The 15933-nt window shown below is 62.7% G+C and carries 13 protein-coding genes and 1 pseudogene; 6 read left to right on the top strand and 8 right to left on the bottom strand.

Features of this window, described 5'->3' with window-relative positions; all coding sequences use genetic code 11:
• Positions 1-80: 80 nt before the first annotated feature.
• From E7T06_RS06470 to aspS, 6 genes and pseudogenes are all read right to left on the bottom strand, one after another.
• The gene (locus E7T06_RS06470; RefSeq protein ID WP_136365013.1) at positions 81-863 is read right to left on the bottom strand and encodes an alpha/beta fold hydrolase; all 783 of its coding nucleotides are present in this window, start codon (positions 861-863) and stop codon (positions 81-83) included.
• 425 nt (positions 864-1288) lie between these two features.
• Positions 1289-1816 (bottom strand): annotated as a pseudogene (locus E7T06_RS06465) (IS630 family transposase); the annotation flags it as partial.
• Between the two features lie 35 nt (positions 1817-1851).
• Entirely contained in the window at positions 1852-2334 is a 483-nt protein-coding gene (locus E7T06_RS06460) for a winged helix-turn-helix domain-containing protein (protein ID WP_136365011.1), read from the bottom strand.
• 50 nt (positions 2335-2384) lie between these two features.
• Positions 2385-2885, bottom strand: coding sequence for a hypothetical protein (locus E7T06_RS06455; protein ID WP_136365010.1), 501 nt, complete (start codon positions 2883-2885; stop codon positions 2385-2387).
• 18 nt (positions 2886-2903) lie between these two features.
• Positions 2904-4094 carry a sensor domain-containing diguanylate cyclase gene (locus E7T06_RS06450; protein WP_136365009.1) on the bottom strand — a complete coding sequence of 397 codons (1191 nt, stop codon included), beginning with the start codon at positions 4092-4094 and terminating at the stop codon, positions 2904-2906.
• Between the two features lie 309 nt (positions 4095-4403).
• Positions 4404-5741 carry an aspartate--tRNA(Asn) ligase gene (aspS, locus tag E7T06_RS06445; protein WP_136365008.1) on the bottom strand — a complete coding sequence of 446 codons (1338 nt, stop codon included), beginning with the start codon at positions 5739-5741 and terminating at the stop codon, positions 4404-4406.
• A 290-nt stretch (positions 5742-6031) separates the two neighbouring features.
• On the opposite strand from aspS, the gene E7T06_RS06440 reads away from it, so the two are divergent.
• From E7T06_RS06440 to E7T06_RS06420, 5 genes are all read left to right on the top strand, one after another.
• Positions 6032-6565, top strand: a complete 534-nt coding sequence (locus E7T06_RS06440; RefSeq protein ID WP_136365007.1) for a TetR/AcrR family transcriptional regulator — start codon at positions 6032-6034, stop codon at positions 6563-6565.
• Positions 6553-7863 carry an MFS transporter gene (locus E7T06_RS06435; protein WP_240740886.1) on the top strand — a complete coding sequence of 437 codons (1311 nt, stop codon included), beginning with the start codon at positions 6553-6555 and terminating at the stop codon, positions 7861-7863. The genes E7T06_RS06440 and E7T06_RS06435 overlap by 13 nt, the downstream gene beginning before the upstream one ends.
• Before the next feature lie 192 nt (positions 7864-8055).
• On the top strand, positions 8056-9138 hold the full coding sequence (locus E7T06_RS06430) for a 3'(2'),5'-bisphosphate nucleotidase CysQ (protein WP_136365006.1): 1083 nt from the start codon (positions 8056-8058) through the stop codon (positions 9136-9138).
• Positions 9139-9148: 10 nt separating this feature from the next.
• Positions 9149-9757, top strand: a complete 609-nt coding sequence (locus E7T06_RS06425) for a GNAT family protein (protein ID WP_240740885.1) — start codon at positions 9149-9151, stop codon at positions 9755-9757.
• Between the two features lie 35 nt (positions 9758-9792).
• A complete protein-coding gene (locus E7T06_RS06420) occupies positions 9793-10716 on the top strand; it encodes an NAD(P)-dependent oxidoreductase (RefSeq protein ID WP_136365005.1) in 924 nt (307 codons plus the stop codon).
• A gap of 369 nt (positions 10717-11085) precedes the next feature.
• Here E7T06_RS06420 and mnmA read toward each other — a convergent pair whose 3' ends face one another.
• On the bottom strand, positions 11086-12303 hold the full coding sequence (mnmA, locus tag E7T06_RS06415; protein ID WP_276605560.1) for a tRNA 2-thiouridine(34) synthase MnmA: 1218 nt from the start codon (positions 12301-12303) through the stop codon (positions 11086-11088).
• Between the two features lie 148 nt (positions 12304-12451).
• Complete coding sequence (locus E7T06_RS06410; RefSeq protein ID WP_136365004.1) at positions 12452-14278, bottom strand: HD domain-containing phosphohydrolase; 1827 nt, start codon at positions 14276-14278, stop codon at positions 12452-12454.
• Positions 14279-14479: 201 nt separating this feature from the next.
• On the opposite strand from E7T06_RS06410, the gene lysA reads away from it, so the two are divergent.
• Complete coding sequence (gene lysA, locus E7T06_RS06405) at positions 14480-15658, top strand: diaminopimelate decarboxylase (protein ID WP_240740884.1); 1179 nt, start codon at positions 14480-14482, stop codon at positions 15656-15658.
• The last annotated feature ends 275 nt before the right edge of the window (positions 15659-15933 follow it).

Raw genomic sequence — 15933 nt, 5'->3', positions numbered from 1 at the left:
AGTCTGACAGGGGAGCAGCAAGCTGCTCCCCTGTTAATGGCCAAAGTCGAGCTTAGACCCTAGACCTTTAGACTTCCCCCTCACCCACCCGTCAAAAAGCGCACCGTTTCCGTGTACAACATTTCGGTGCTGCTAAAGCTCTCGAAGGTGTGCGTGCCGCCGGGAATCGCCACTGCGTCGCAGCCTAGAGCCTGTGCATAGCGCACGCCATATTCGGGTGGGCAGGTCTGGTCGGCGTCGCCGTGAAACACGCGGGCCACGCCGCCGCCCATGCTCTGTCCCCATGCTGCCGCTGCCTCTAGGGGCTTCAGGCGCGTCACTTCCAGCAAAAATTCCCGGCTGACGGGCCAGCCCCCATGATCGCTGACCACAGGCGGCACGAATCCGCCGCGCAGCAGGGGCAGCCACAGTTCGGGCAGGGCGGGTGCCCACAGTGCCAAACGGTGCGGCTTAACTTGCGCGGCGGCCAAGGAAACCACGATACCGCCCATGCTGAAGCCCAGCAGCATCACCCGTTCGGGGTCTAGGCCGGGTTGGTGGCGCATGTACTCGAAGGCCGCCGCCGTGTCCTGCACCTCGCGGGTCACAGTCATTTCAGAAAAGTCGCCCTGAGAGATACCGCTGCCCCGGCAATCGAAATGCAGGCAGGCCACGCCCCGCGCCGCCAAATGCCGCGCCAGCACAGGCAGCAAGCGGTGATCGCCGCCCTGATTGCCTGTAAACCCGTGAACCAGCACCACCGAGGGCCACCCCTGCGCGGGCCGCTCGCCACTGGGACTGTGTTCACTAGGGATATGAAGCAAACCGTAGAGGCGCTGACCGTCGACCGAAAACTGTGCAAACTGCTCTTGAGCGGGAAGCATGGGGCAGATGCTAGAGCATTTGGCGTGGGCTGGGGCGGCTGGGTTGCGGGAAGTCTAAGGGTTTAAGGGCAGGTCAAGGGCAATCCCTATCGCTCATTTCCCCCCTCCCGCTGCTGCGCAGCGCCCTCCCCCGCAAGGGGAGAGGGACAAAACACACACAGCCTTCCCACCCCATCCGTACAAGGCCGTCGTGCGTGCAACGCGCGGGCCAATCCCATCTCCAAGACGACTGGCAATTCCGCTTCAGATGAACGATCTAGCCCAATCTGAACGCGACAAGATCAATCCTCCTCAGCGGAGCGACAAACTCCCCTGACCCCTGTGGGGGCTGGGGGGTGGGGGAAAGCGTGGGAGCAGGCGAGAAACCCAAATCCTTTCCGTCCTTCAGCGCAAAAGCCAAAGCATCCCTCTCATACGGACTCCGATTAGTTGGTTGATAAAAGCCACCAGTGGAAGAGGGTGTGCTGGGTGAGGAGGTCGGGCTGTGTTTCGAGCCAGGCGCAACGTTGGCCCAGCACCTCAGAGAAATCGTCCAGCGTGTCGAATGCCCGATGAGCCACGGTGGCGTCGGTGAGCGCCCAGAGCCGCTCAGCGGGCTGCAACTCTGGAGCATAGGGTGGCAGGGTGATCGTCTGAATCCCCGGAGGCTGTCCCTGCCCAGCAGGGACATGGAAACCGGCGCCGTCCTGGACCACCAGCACGTGATGGTCGGCACCCGCGCCGACACTGTGGGCAAACGCCGTCATGACGGCGGTGTACGCCTGTTTGTTCAGAACGGGCACCAGCCAGAATCGGCTCTCGCCGGTTTCTGGATTGACAAATGCGTACAGATACAGCCATTCGTAGGCGGGCTTCACTGGACAAGTGAAGGGTTGACCTGTGGGCGCCCAGACCCGTCGGCGAATCGGTTTGAGCCCCAGCCGGTGTTCGTCCAGACACCACAGCGACACCCGAGGATGGAGACGCTCCGCCGTGCGGAGCGCCTCCGTTAGCCCTTTGTGTTGAAGTCGGTCTTGGCGGCCTCATCACCTTTGACGTGACGGGGTCGGGGTTGTTGCGGGGAGAACCCCGCCGCCCGCATGAATTCAGAGGTGCGGCCCAAGTACACGGTCTTGCCACACTGTTCGTGCACCCACGTCTGCACGTCTTTGCCCGACCACACGATGCCCTGCTCAACATCTGCCTGCAATTGAGCGGCCAGAGCTTGTTGCTCCTCTGCGGTGAGCACGCGGGGTGCGCCCCGGTTGCTCTGCCGCCCATCGCGCAGTCCGGCCAGACCCAACTCGCGATACCGCGCCATGAGTTCGTAGGCGGTGAACTGACTGTAGCGGGTCACGTGCAAGACCTCGCTCGGTCGCCGCCCTTCGGCCAGCAGCGCGAAGAAGTGCGCCCTGCGCCGTTCCACGGCACAGGTGCTCGCGGTGTAGAGCTGCCAGAAGACTTCGGCATCGTGTGCCAGGGGGGCCGTCAAGAGGGTCTGTTTGATCCCCCTATTCTAAAGCTTTTTATTCGGAGCCCGTATCACCCATCCAGCCCCACACGCAAGGCCACCACTTCAACAGCCTCAGCCAGCGCGTGCGGCACGACAAATCCAGCGTAAGCATCTTCGTCACGCAGCCAAGGGCGGTAGCAAAAGCCCTGCGGTTCCAGCCAAGCGGCAAAGGCAGCCAAACCTTCTGGCACACCGTCACCGGGGTTGGCCTGCCATTCATACGGTTTGGTCAGGCCTTGTGTCTTGGCAATTAACTGGGCTTGCCACTCCACCTCATCGGCGGCCTTCCAGTCCACTTGCAGCACCAACCACCAAGCCGGAATGGCCTGATCTTCGGCATGAGCGGTCAGGGCGGCCATCAGTGCATCAGCCCGCGCCCAGCGCAGTTGTTCGGGGGCATAGGGCAGCGAACCCGAATCTAGGAGCAACGTTTCCAAGGCCTGTACAAAGGCGCGGCGTACCTGCCAGCCATCTTCATCAGAAAGCGGGGCCAGCAGCAAGTCTAGAAGTGCGGCCCAGTCGCTGTTCATGCTCCAGCTTATGCCCTCCTAGCCCACTTCTTCGCCCCACAAGGTCAAGGTGGGCGGCGAGAGCGTGCCGGGTTCGGCCAAAGCAGACCGCTGCGCGACGACAACGCGGTTGCGGCCTTTTTGCTTGGCTTCGTACATGGCGGCGTCGGCGCGGGCCGTCAGCACCCGCAGGTCGTCTCCGGGTTCGCAGGTGGCTACGCCCAAGCTGGCGGTGACCTGTCCGGCGGGCGGTTGGGGCGTGTTTTGCATCAGTCGGCGCAGGCGTTCGGCCACTTTGGTGGCGGCTGCCGTGTCGGTATCGGGCAAGGTGATCAGAAACTCCTCGCCCCCCCAGCGGCCCACCGTTTCGCCGTCGCGCAGGGCCGAGCGCAGCAGGGCGGCGGTGTACATCAGCACGTCGTCGCCTACGTTGTGGCCGTAAGTGTCGTTGATGCGCTTGAAGTAGTCCAAATCCAGCAAAATGACGCTGCTGGGAGTGCCTTGAGGGAGAGCCAGCAACAAGGCGTCTACGGCGGGATAGAGGGCGCGGCGGTTGGGCAGCCCGGTCAGCGGGTCGGTGTGTGCCAGATGAAACAGGGTAAGGCGCTCATGGCGCTCCTGCAAAAAGCGTGCCCGGTACCATGCCAGCCCAAACAGCAAGATAAGAATCGCGCCGCAAGTCAGTTGCACGCGCAACAAACTGGTGTTGGCACTCAGGCTGCCTTCTCCACGTGCCACCAATGCGGCCCAAGGGAGCGCCACGCATACCAAGTAATTCGCGGCGGTCAGGACTCCGGCGCGGCGCGTGCCGAACATCAAAAAAGCCAAAATAGAGAGGGCCACCAACATCCAGTACGTGCTGCTGGACAAATCCAGAATCGGCGCACCGGGAGTCAGCGCCGTAATCAGGGACTGGGCCAGCACCGCCACCACATTGCACCCAAAGACCACCTGCTCGGCCACCCGCAACGGCCTTCCGCGTAGCAGCCAGCCTGTGGCCCACGCGCACATGATCAGCAGCAAGGGGTGGGCGTACAAGATATATGGATCGGGCGTGGGCTGACCAAATTCCAGCACCCAGACCATCAGTAACACTGGAACGCCAAACGCCAAGGCCACCAAGTAGACCCGCCGCCGCAAGAGTTGAGACCAAGACACACCATTTTCTTGTACCTGCTCTGGCAAGGCAGGCAGACGCAGGTTTTGACGACGCTCACCGGGTGTGGTCATCCAGAATTTAGATTACACGCATAAAACCAGACCCGCTGTATGGAAACACACCGCTTTTGTATCCAATTGGTGTAGCTAAAATTGCATGTTGATGGCTCAGCAGTTAATTTTATCAGCAAATGAACAGAAGGACAGAGGCAAAGAAAACCCCCGTCCTTCTTCGCAAGCCAGTTGTCCAACTTTTCCTGTTCGTCTGATATGAACGGGGCGTGTTTAAAAGTCGATCGACTTAGAAACGTTTGAATACTTTTACACTCGTTTTATTTCAAATTGCAAGTAGCCGGGCTGGCACTTCTTAACTGTCGGCTCTTAAGGCGTCAGGCGGTTACGGTCGCGGGGGAAGGCGCGGGCGTAGCGCACGTTGCTAATGCCCAGCAGTTTGGCGGTCAGGCGTTCGGCCCCAATCGCAAAGCCGCCGTGCGGGGGCATGCCAAATTTGAACACCTCGGAATAGCCAGTCATGGCTTCGGGGTTCATCTTGTAGGCGCGAATCGAGTCCATCAGCATGGCGTGATCGTGGATGCGCTGCCCACCCGACGTGATTTCGATGCCCCGGAACAGCAAGTCGAAGCCGCGTGTGATGTCGGGGCTGAGGCTGCCATCGGGGTTGATCTCGGCGTGCGCGTAAAAGGGACGGGCGGCGCGGGGGTACTTGGTCACAAACACGAAATCGCTGCCTTCCGTCTCGGCGTAATGCTGGCACAACAGGCGCTCGGCTTCGGGGTCAAGGTCTTTGCCGCCCACCGCGTGGCCGTACTTTTCGGTGACGAGGGCGCGGGCTTCCATCAGGGGAATGCGCGGAATGTGGGCAGGCACTTCGGGAATGGTGGCCCCCAACAGCGCGAATTCAGCGGCGCATGTGGTTTTCAGGCGCTCCATCATGGCTGTCAGCACGCTGTTTTCTAGGTTCATCACGTCTTCTTCCGAGTCGATGAAGCCCATTTCTACATCGAGGCTGAGGTACTCGTTCAGATGGCGGCTCGTGGCATGTTCTTCAGCACGGTACACGGGCGCAACCTCGTACACGCGCTCGAAGACGCCCACCATGATCTGCTTATACAGCTGCGGGCTTTGGGCCAAATACGCCTGCTCGCCAAAGTAGTCCAGCTTAAACAGGTTTGCGCCGCCTTCTGCTCCCGCCGACACGATTTTGGGCGTGCTGATCTCGGTAAAGCCCTGTTCGCGCAGGTGGCTGTGAAAGGCGAACACCAATTCCGCCTGCACCTTCAGCGCCGCCCGTTCGCGCAGCCCACGCACCGACACGTAGCGGTAATCCAGCATCGTTTCGGGGTTCACGTTCCATTCCATCTTGGGAATTTCCAGCGGCGAGGCTTCTATAGCCGCCGTAATGACCGCGAACGTTTCTACCTGAACCTCGAATCCGCCGGGGGCTTTGGGGTGCGCCTTCACCCTGCCCACCACTTCCACCGAACTTTCGGGGAGGGGCAGGCTCAGGCCGCTGCCCACGCACTGCGTAATGCCCGACACGTCGCGCAGCACCACGAATTGCACGCCGCCGAGATCGCGCCGGGCGTGAACGAAGCCCTGCAACCGCACCGTTTGGCCGTCGAATTTGGACAGGTCACGGGTGAGGGTGCGGGGCAGACGGGTGGGGGCAGCAGTGGACTGGGCTGATTCGGTGGTCATGGGCGCGGCTCCTTAAGTGGTTCTGGTTGGCTTCTGGCTCTAAAGGCTGTGTCTCTAAAAGAAACCCCCGACTCCGGCTGGGGAGTACGGGGGCGCGGCGTGCGGCGAGGCGTCCCCTACTGGGGATCGTCATTCACGTTGTTCTGGCGAACAAAGCGGGCACGGGTCATAGGGGGGAGCATAGCGGGCGCGGGGGCCGGGGGTCAATGCGGGGGCTAGGCAGGCGAGGGCAGAGGTCACGTCTACAAACCGTCCAGACGGTATGCTAGTCTAGTCCAGAGGTATTCCACATGACCCGGACACGTAACCCCGAACTGACCCGCGTTACCCTGCTCGACGCCGCCGCCGCCGCCCTCAAAGACCTTGGCGCGGGCCTGTCGCTCGATGCTGTTGCCAAAGAAGCAGGCGTCAGCAAAGGCGGGCTGCTGCATCATTTTCCTTCGCGTGAGGCGCTGCTGAATGCACTGGCGCTGAGGCTACTGGAGCAGTTTCGGGGGCGTGTGGCAGCGGCGCTGGAGGCCGAATTGACCGCGCATGGGCAACAACCGGGAGCATGGGCGCGGGCCTACATCGCCGTCAGCTTTGACCCCAGCGCCGAAGAAGAGGCCATTTACGCGGTGATGCAGACCTTGGCGGTGCAAGCCGACGTGCTTGCCGCATGGCAGGCCACCGAAGCCGAGTTGATGGCCGCTGCCGAAGCCGATGGACTGCCACTGGGCCGCGCCCATGCCATCCGGCTGGCCTGCGACGGCCTGTGCCTCAGCCACGCGCCCGCCGCCTACCTTGATGCTGTACGCGAGGAGTTGATTCGGTGGACACGCTGAATTCAGCCGCACTGAATTCAGCCGCACAGCACCCAGACCCCGGCCCCGGCTGGCAGCGGCGGTTCTGGGCCATTTTTGGCGGCCAAGCCCTCTCCATGATCGGCTCGGCCCTGACCCAGTTCGTGCTGCTGTGGTGGATCACCGATACCACCGGCAGCGCGTCGGCCCTAGCTACAGCAGGCATGGCCGCGCTGCTGCCGCAAGCCTTGCTGGGGCCACTCGGCGGCACTTTTGCAGACCGCTACAGCCGCCGCCTGATCATGATCGTCGCCGATACCGTCAGCGCCCTGTGCATGCTGGTGCTGATTTTTCTGTTTGCCACCGGGCGCATAGAACTCTGGCACGTCTACACCATGATGTTTGTTCGCAGCAGTATGCAGGCGTTTCAGGGGCCAGCCTCGGCGGCCAGCAGTTCCATGCTGGTGCCGGGCGACTTTTTGCCGCGTGCAGCGGGCCTCAACCAGTCGCTCATGGGCATCATGACGGTGGCCGCCGCGCCGCTGGGCGCACTCGCCATCAGCGTGATGCCGCTTCAGGGCGCACTCTTGATCGACGTCTTCACCGCCCTGCTGGGCATCGTGCCGCTGCTGATTTACAAGATTCCGCAGATTCGCACCCCCAAAGATCAGCGGTTAGGTGTCTGGAAGGAATTCCGCGAGGGCGTGTCGTTGGTGTGGAATCATCCGGGGTTGCGCCGCCTGTACGCGCTGCTGGCCGTCGTCGTGCTGGCGATTATGCCCACGTTTACCCTCACGCCCCTGCTGGTCAAACAATATTTTGGCGGCGGCGCAGGTCAGGTGGCCCTGATGGAAGGATTGTCGGGCATCGGCATGATCGCGGGCGGACTCTTGGTGGCCGCCCTGAACCCCAAACGGCGGATCGCCACCGTGCTGATCGCCTTTGCGCTGTCGTGCCTTACGGTGGCGTTTACGGCCCTTGCCCCCGCCGACGCCTTCTGGCTGGCCATCGTGTGGTGGGTCATCAGCGGCGCAACCTTCGTGTACGGCAACGCGCCCATGACCGCCGCCCTGCAAACCATCATTCCCAACCAACTACAAGGCCGCGCCCTGTCGCTGCTGTCTACGGTCATGGGGCTTGCCGCGCCGGTGGGCCTCGCGCTGGTGGGGCCGCTGGGATCGGCCATCGGCGTACGCTGGGTCTTCGTGGTGGCGGGTGTGTTGGCTACGCTCGCCAGCCTCGCCGGATTCCTCTCGCCCGCCCTGATGCGGCTGGAAAGTACGCCGCTAGATGGGGGAAAGGGGACGGGGACTGGGGAGATGGTGGGCGGGGATGACTGAGGGATTGTTATCTGAGGTTATGGATGAACCCCCCCGTTGCTCCGCAACGCCCCCCCTTAGACTTGAAAAGCTCCGCAGGAGAGGGGAGGACAACAGCTTTTGCGCTCCCCTTTAAGGGGGGCTGGCTGCGAAGCAGACTGGGGGGTTTACACGCGGCATCAACTCAACCCCGCCCCCCGCTATCCTGCCCCCATGCCCCCCCTCCCACCCGCCAAACTCCAACAAGAATTAGACACCGCCATCCAACTGGCGCGGGAAGCGGGGGCACTGCTGCTTTCGCATCTGGCACGCGGCCTCATCGTGGAATACAAGACCTCGGCAGAAGACACGGTAACGGCGGCAGACCGGGAAGCCTCGGCGCTGATCGTGGCGGGCCTGAAAGCAGCGTTTCCGGGCGACGGCCTGCTGAGTGAAGAAGAAACAGACAGTCCCGAAAACAAAGCCGAGCGGCTGGGGCGAGAGCGGGTGTGGATCGTTGACCCGATAGACGGCACCAACGACTTTGTGAAAGGCACTGCCGATTTTAGCGTCAGCATCGGCCTAGCGGTGGGCGGCGAGCCTGTATTGGGCGTGGTGTTCGCACCGGCAAGCGGTGAACTGTTTGCGGGCATGGTGGGCGCGGGTGTAACGAAAAATGGCGAACGCATCAGCGTCAGCACCCGCAGCGGCGGCACGAATGACCCCTTCATCGTGGCAATTTCGGGCACGGAATATAAGCGCGAACTGCATCTGCACGATCTTCCCGGCATGAAACCCAGCGGCAGCATCGCGCTGAAGCTGGCCCGGATCGCGGCGGGCGAGGCAGACGCCACGTTTACCATGTCGCCGCGTAGTGAATGGGACATCGCGGCGGGCCACGCGCTGCTACGGGCATCGGGTGGAGACTTGCTGCGGCGCGACGGCCTCCCGATTCGCTACAACCAACCCAGCCCGCACATAGAGCAGGGCATCGTGGGCGGACGGCCTGAGGCGTTGGCATGGCTCACGGCAGAACTGGCCGCCCGCGCCCTGCCCACCGCGCATCTGGGGCTGGAAGAATCGGCACTGGCTTGGGCCACATTGCCGGGTGCAGATCAGGCGGCGTTGGCGGGGCATCTGGGCGTGAACGTGCGGCATGGCGGCGGGCAAACCTTGGCCCTGTTGGTGGTTGACCCAGCCACGCGCACCGTAGAGCGGGCCGAGGGCGACGCCTTCCACCTGTCGCGCCTGACGCGGGACGTGGTGCGGGCCATCGGCGCACTGAATGAGCAACCTCACGGGCCACACGGGGGCTAAACTACCGATCATGCCAGAGCAAGACCCACCAGAGCCGGAACAATCCGGGCAGGCGCAGCAGCACGTCAGCAGGCGCGTGACGCTGCGGCCCCTGCTGGACTTTGGCGCGGGCGAGTGGCGCACGCTGCACGGCTTTTTCAGAGACCGGGAACTGGCCGACTGGAACGATGCCAAGCCCATCAAAATGCCCGAATGGTTGTTTCGGCGAGTAATGCAAGACGAAGAAAAAACAGGCGAACGCGCGGGCTTCGGCGTGCTGGACGAACGCGGCGCACTTATAGGCAGCGCGGAACTGTACGATCTGCGCCCGCACCCGCCCAGCATTCCCAGCGTCGCCACGTTGGGCGTCATGATCGGCGTGCAAGCACTGTGGGGGCAAGGCTACGGGCGGGAAGCGGTGGCGGCGCTCCTGCGCTGGGCTTTCGAGGAACGCACCATTCCGCTGTCGCGCATTCGCCTCACCACTTTTGGGCACAACCGCCGCGCCCAGCGTGCTTTTTTGGCGTGCGGCTTCCGCGAAGTAGGCCGCAGCGAACGCCCGGAGCGTACCGATGTTCATATGGAGATTACCCGTCCAGAATGGCTGAATCTGCCCGAAAATCCGCCATTGCCCCAATGACCGCCTTCCTTTCTCTTTGCCCCTGAGGTTGCCCCATGCGCGTTCTCTTGCCCGATCTGCCCGCCTTCCGCGCCCTCGCCCTGCACAATGAACACGGCGTACCGGGCATAGACCTCGACTTTTATTCCACCGCCCATGTGCCGGACGGCCATGCTGACGGCGTGGTGTTGTGGCTCACTGGCCCGCACACCCGCGCCCGCTTGCTGGCAACGCCGGGGCTGGCGTGGGCGCTGACCCTCACGGCGGGCATCGAACATGTGCAGGCCCACCTACCGAAAGGGGTGCAACTGTACAACGCCAACCGCCTGCACGACCGGGCTGTAGCGGTGCATGCGGTGGCCGGAATGCTGGGTGCTGCACGCGGTTTCCACCGTTTCCGCGATGCACAGGCCCGCCGCGAGTGGGCCTCGCCTGCCTTGCCCGACAACTCTGGCCTGACCACGCTGGATGGCCTGAATGTGGCCATCTGGGGTCACGGCCACATCGGGCGGATTTTGGAAGGAATGCTGGAACCGTTTGGCGCACAGGTGACAGGGATTCGCAGCGCTACCCCGCCAGCAGAACGGGATGCAGCTTTGGCCAAGGCCGACTGGGTGGTGCTCTTGCTGCCCAGCACACCCGACACTCGCGGCATCGTGAACGCCGACTTGCTGGCCCGCCTAAAACCTGGGGCATGGATCAACAATCTAGGGCGCGGCAATCTGATCGTCTCGGATGACTTGCTGGCGGCCCTCCAGTCCGGGCACTTGGGCGGCGCGGTGCTGGACGTGACCGACCCCGAACCGCTGCCCAAAGACCACCCGCTGTGGGGGCAGCCCAACCTGATTCTCACGCCGCATATTGCCAGCACCACCGAAGACCTCGTGCCACGCGGCGCACGTCTGACACGGGACTTTTTGCTGGACATGCTGAACGGGCGCGAGCCGGAAGGCAAGGTTACGGCGGGGCGGCGGTATTAGAGGCTAAGTTTTCTGGGGGTTGGTCTAAGGGTCAAGGGACTAAGGTGCTTGGGCGGGGGCGCTTTCTGGGTGGCCCCCTCACCCCGCTGTTTCACAGCGCCCCTCTCCCACACGGGGCGAGGGCAACAGCAGCGCTGACACCGCCACCTCACCTCGGCCCCGCTCAAGTCCGTGTGAGGCCGTCGTCCACGCAGTGGGCGGGCCAATTCCAGAGTCAAGACAACTGGCGATTCCGCTTCAAGTGAGCTAGACCGCCGAGTCCACATACGACAAGATCAATCCTCCTGAGCGGAGCGTCGCTCCCCTTATCCGGTGGGGTAGGGGCTGGGGGGTGGGGCGAAGAGTAGGAGAAAACCCTAAACTTCAATTTTAAGCAGGCAGTACAGGCAACACCCGCGTATGGTCAGCAATCAGGCCACCACCCAGCAAGTGAGAACCGTTGTACAGCACAGCGCTTTGGCCCGGCGCAACTGCAAACTGCGGTTCGGCAAAGCGCAGCTCGAAGCCCGTTTCATCAGCACGGATAACGGTGGCCCGGACTGGCTTGGTGCGGTAGCGCACCTGCACATCAAGTTCGGTGGGCAAGTCGGCCAAATCCAGCAGGTAATTGGGCGTTTCAGCCTTCAGATCAGTCCACAGGCAATCTTCGTAGTCGCCCACCCAGACGGTATTGGTAGCCGGGTCAAGGTGCACGATGTGCCGTACCCGGTGAGACTGATACAGGCCCATGCCCTTCTTCTGGCCCAGCGTATAAAACTGCGTACCCATGTGGTCGCCCACCACTTCGCCGCTGCTGATTTCGCGGATAAACCCGGTGGCCTGCGGAATGTGTTCGGCCACAAAGTCTTGCACCTTACCGGGCACAAAGCAGATGTTCTGGCTTTCGGGCTTGCGGGCGGTAAGCAGGCCGCGTTCTTCGGCAATCTCGCGCACGCGGGGTTTTTCCAGTTCGCCTACCGGGAACAAGATGAACGGCAACGCGTCGCGGGGCGTGCCCCATAGGAAATAGGTCTGGTCTTTGCGGGGATCGTCGCCTCGGTGAAACTGCACCTCGCCGCTGCCCAGTTCCACGCGCTTCACGTAATGCCCGGTGGCAACGTAGCGGCAGCCCAGCATCTTGGCTTTCTTCACCAGTTCGTCAAATTTGACTTTGGTGTTGCAGTTCACGCAGGGGTTGGGCGTGCGGCCCTTGGCGTACTCGTCCAGAAAAGGGCCGACGATGTGGCGCTGAAACTGCTCACGGTAATCCAGCAGATAAAATGGCACGCCCACTTGTTCGGCCACGCGCCGCGCTTCATAGGCCGCGTCGGGCGAGCAACAGGTGTCGAAGGTATCCACACGCTTGTCATCGGGCCAAAAGCGCATCATCGCGCCCACCACCGAATAGCCCGCGTCTTTCAGGAGGGCCGCCGTGACGCTGCTGTCTACGCCGCCCGACATGGCGCAAAGCACACGCTCGCCCGCCGGAGCGACGCCCGAATTGTTGCCCAAATAGTTCTGAACCACAAAGGGTTGAACCCCGGAGTTCTGCACCGCTGGGGCGTCTATCAGGGGGGTGGTGGGGGTGGAATTTGCCGCTGCCGTCATACCGCCCGCGAGCTTAGCAGAGGGCGCGGCGCGGCGCGGTAACGGGGGAAGCAATCGCCATGCGCTGCGAATTCTGGGCAATAACTTCTAGGCTGCGAACACCTCACTTTATCGGGGGAAGACAGGGACACATTTCAACGGAACCGCTCTAGGCACTCCGCAGCACGCTGCCGCCCACGCTTTTCCTCTCAGGCAAGCGCCCGGCAGCGTGGGCCATCAAAAATGCATGGATAACTTGCGGATCAAACTGACTGGCCGCGCCGTGCTTGAGGTAGTTCAGGGCGTCGTCTTCCGTCCACGCTTCTTTGTAAGGCCGCGCCGCTCGCAACGCGTCGTACACGTCGACCACGCTCACGATTCGGCCCACCAGCGGAATGGCTCTGCCACGCAGGCCCAGCGGATAGCCGCCGCCATCCCAACGCTCGTGGTGGGTGCGGGCCGCCGCCGCTGCTAACGGCAAAAAAGGATGCTGCGGGCCTTCCAAGATGTCTGCGCCAATCAAGGCATGGGTTTTGACGATCTCGAATTCGAGAGGCGTCAGGCGTCCGGGCTTCTGCAAAATAGCGTCTGGCAGGGCAATTTTGCCGATATCGTGCAAGCGGGCGGCCACCTGCAAGCTCTGCACGAATTCTGGCGTCTGCCCCAATTCCTGCGTTATGCAGGCCGCCGCGTCTCCGACCCAATGAATGTGCGCCCGCGAATCCTGATCGCGGTATTCGGCCACTGTTGCCAGCCGCTCCAGCGTATGCAGTTGCTCGCTTTGGAGCGCGTGTTCCTGCTGCTGCACCAGTTGACTGAGGGTGTCGGCCCGCCGCCGCGCCACTTTGCTGGTCTGCTGCGCCTGCGCCACCTGAAAGCGGGCGGTCATTTCTTCCAGCGTCCTTCTGGCCTCATGTTGCAAGCGGGCAAACAGGAGCCGGTTGTACGCTTCCAACTGAAGCAGCGCCGTTTCAAGGTCTCCGACTTGCCGCGCGGCATGGCCGTACTGACTGTGCAGGCGCAACCAAGCCGTGTCCTCGAAAGGAATGGACTGGGTCAGGGTTAACGCCTGTTGAAAATAGGAATGAACGCCTGCCGCGTTGCCCCGCAGTCCGGCCTCGCGGCCCAGCGCACACAGCCAGCGGTGCTCGGTACGCGGGTTGATTCTGAGTTCGTGGGCGTCCGTCCAAACCCGCCACCGCTCCAGCGCCTGCCGCAGCGGGTCTGCTTGGCCCACATACCCCACCTGCACCCCTACAGGCTCCATAAATTCCAGCAGGCGCACATGCACATGCAACATGCGCTGCTGAAAAGCGGCATTGTCGGTAATCGGCGGCAACTGAAGGAGGCGGCTGAGGGCCACAAGGCCCAGACGGGCATGAGCACTCACGTCCGTGTCGTAGCCGCTTAGGAGGGCGTGTTCTGCCAAATGCGCCGAGCCTGCCGCATAGGTCAGGTGTCCATACGAACAGACTTTGTTCTGAACATCGGGCGGCAACCCGGCCAAATCGAGGGCCAACATGTCTCGCCCCAGCTCTAGCACCCGCTCTGGGCGGTGAAATTCATTGAAACCGATACTGGAGTTGTACAGCGCAAAAGCCAGTTCAGCGGCGTCGAGGTGTTGGGCCAGCGCACAGGCCTGCTCGTGTTGTTCGGCAGACTGGGTCAGTTGGCCCAAGCACAAATACGCGATGCCCAAAATACCGTGAATGCGCCGCAATTGACGTGGGGGCGCGTATATCTGGCCCAAGCGCACCGCTTCTGGGGCATGTTCGGCCAGCCAAGTGTTCATGCCCAAAAAGCCTGCCAGCGGAATCTGCTGGGCCAGTGCCGCCCACTGCGCCGCCTCGTCAGCCGTTCTCCGCGCCTCTACATAGGCCAGTTGCGCCAGCTGAAACGAGGATTCCGGTTGCCGCTCGCTCAGCTGAATCGCCAAGTCGATGAGGGGTGTGGCAGGCAGTGGCACGGGGCCAGATGAAAACGCATCTTTAGGCATCTGAATGAGGTTCCTGATGTACCGTACCAACTTAACTGAACATTTGTCTTACTAGCTTCAGTATGCCACAAGAAGGCCGCAGTGCGCTTGTCGTGGCAGAGCAGCCCCGAAGCTGGGCCAAGCTGACCGGACTGTCCCTTCCGGCTTATGCTGAAGGCCGCCCCACGCACGGTTTGCACTGGCGGTCTACACTGGGAACCTGTGAGCCTCTCCCCCACCGAGTTCCCCCAACACGCCCCGGCCCCCGAACACCTGCACCGCGCCGCCGCCCAGTACGGTACGCCGCTGTACCTGTACGACGCCGCCGAACTAGACGCCGCGCTGGAGCGGGTGCGCTTTGCGTTTGGCGCGGCGCGGGTGTACTACGCCATGAAAGCCAATCCCAATCTGACCTTGCTGCGGCGCTTGCACGCAGCGGGCGTGGGCTTTGAATGCGTCAGCGCAGGCGAGATTGCGCGGGCCGAACGGGTGGGCGCGGGCGGCGAGAATGTGTTGGTCAATGGGCCTGCCAAAAGTGAGGCCGAATACGCGGCAGGAGCGCGGCTGGGAGGCACTTTTATTGTCGACCGGGCCGAAGAAGTGGACTTGCTGCCGCCCCACTCGCGGGCGCTGGTGCGGGTGAATCCGGCGCTGGAGATCAGCACGCACGATCACCTTGCTACAGGGGCGGCAAATAGCAAATTTGGCGTGACACTGGCGCAGGCTCCGGCGGTGCTGCAAGCCTTGCGGGACGCGGGCCACACGGCGCTGGGGCTGCATGTGCATATCGGCAGCGCCATTCGCAACGCGCAGGATTTTACGGCGGCGTTTGCACGGCTGGCCGATCTCAGGCCCCACACTGGCCCGCTGGCCGTGCTGGACGCGGGCGGCGGCTGGGGTCTGAACGCCGACTTGCCCGGCATTGCGCGGGAAGCGTGGGCGGTAGCGGGCGTGTTTGGCGCAGAACTGTGGGTAGAACCGGGCCGCTACCTGACGGCGCAGGCCGGAACGCTGCTGACGCGGGTGGTGGGAACCAAGCGAACCGGGCGGAATTTTGTGCTGGTAGACGCAGGAATGACCGAGCTGCTGCGGCCCATGCTGTACGGCGCGGCGCATCCGGTGTCGGCCTTGTGGGAAGGGTCAGAAAACGCGGTATGGGACGTTGCCGGGCCAGCCTGCGAAAGTGGCGACCTGTTGGCGCGGGACGTGACTTTGCCCACCCCCAAGCGCGGCGACCTCTTGGCGATTCACGAAGCCGGAGCGTATGGCGCGGGCATGAGCAGTAATTACCTGACCCGCTCCCGCCCCGCCGAGGTGCTGTGGGAGGGCGGAGAGCTAAAGCTGATGAGAAGGCGCGAGACTCCGGAAGAGGTGTGGGCAGCGGAGGAAGTGGGGAGTTAGGCGTTCGTGTCGCAAAGGCGTCTAAGGGTCTAGGGTTTGAGGGTCTGAGGAAGGGCAATCGCTGCGCTCACTCACCCCCTCCCAACCTCCCCCCCTCAAGGGTGAGGAGCTAAAACCACCACACCGCCACCTCACCACGTCCCTGCCCCATCCGTGTGAGGCCGTCGTGCGTGCAACGCGCGGGCCAATTTCATATGGGAATGAACTGGCGATTCATCTTCTAAGTACATCCTTGTTAAGTTTTAGATCATGGTGGCTCCAAGGGCCTGGAGGGC

Source organism: Deinococcus sp. Arct2-2, assembly GCF_004801315.1.
Lineage (GTDB): Bacteria > Deinococcota > Deinococci > Deinococcales > Deinococcaceae > Deinococcus.
Note: the sequence above shows the minus strand (reverse complement) of the source record. Positions and strands in the feature narration are given on the sequence as shown.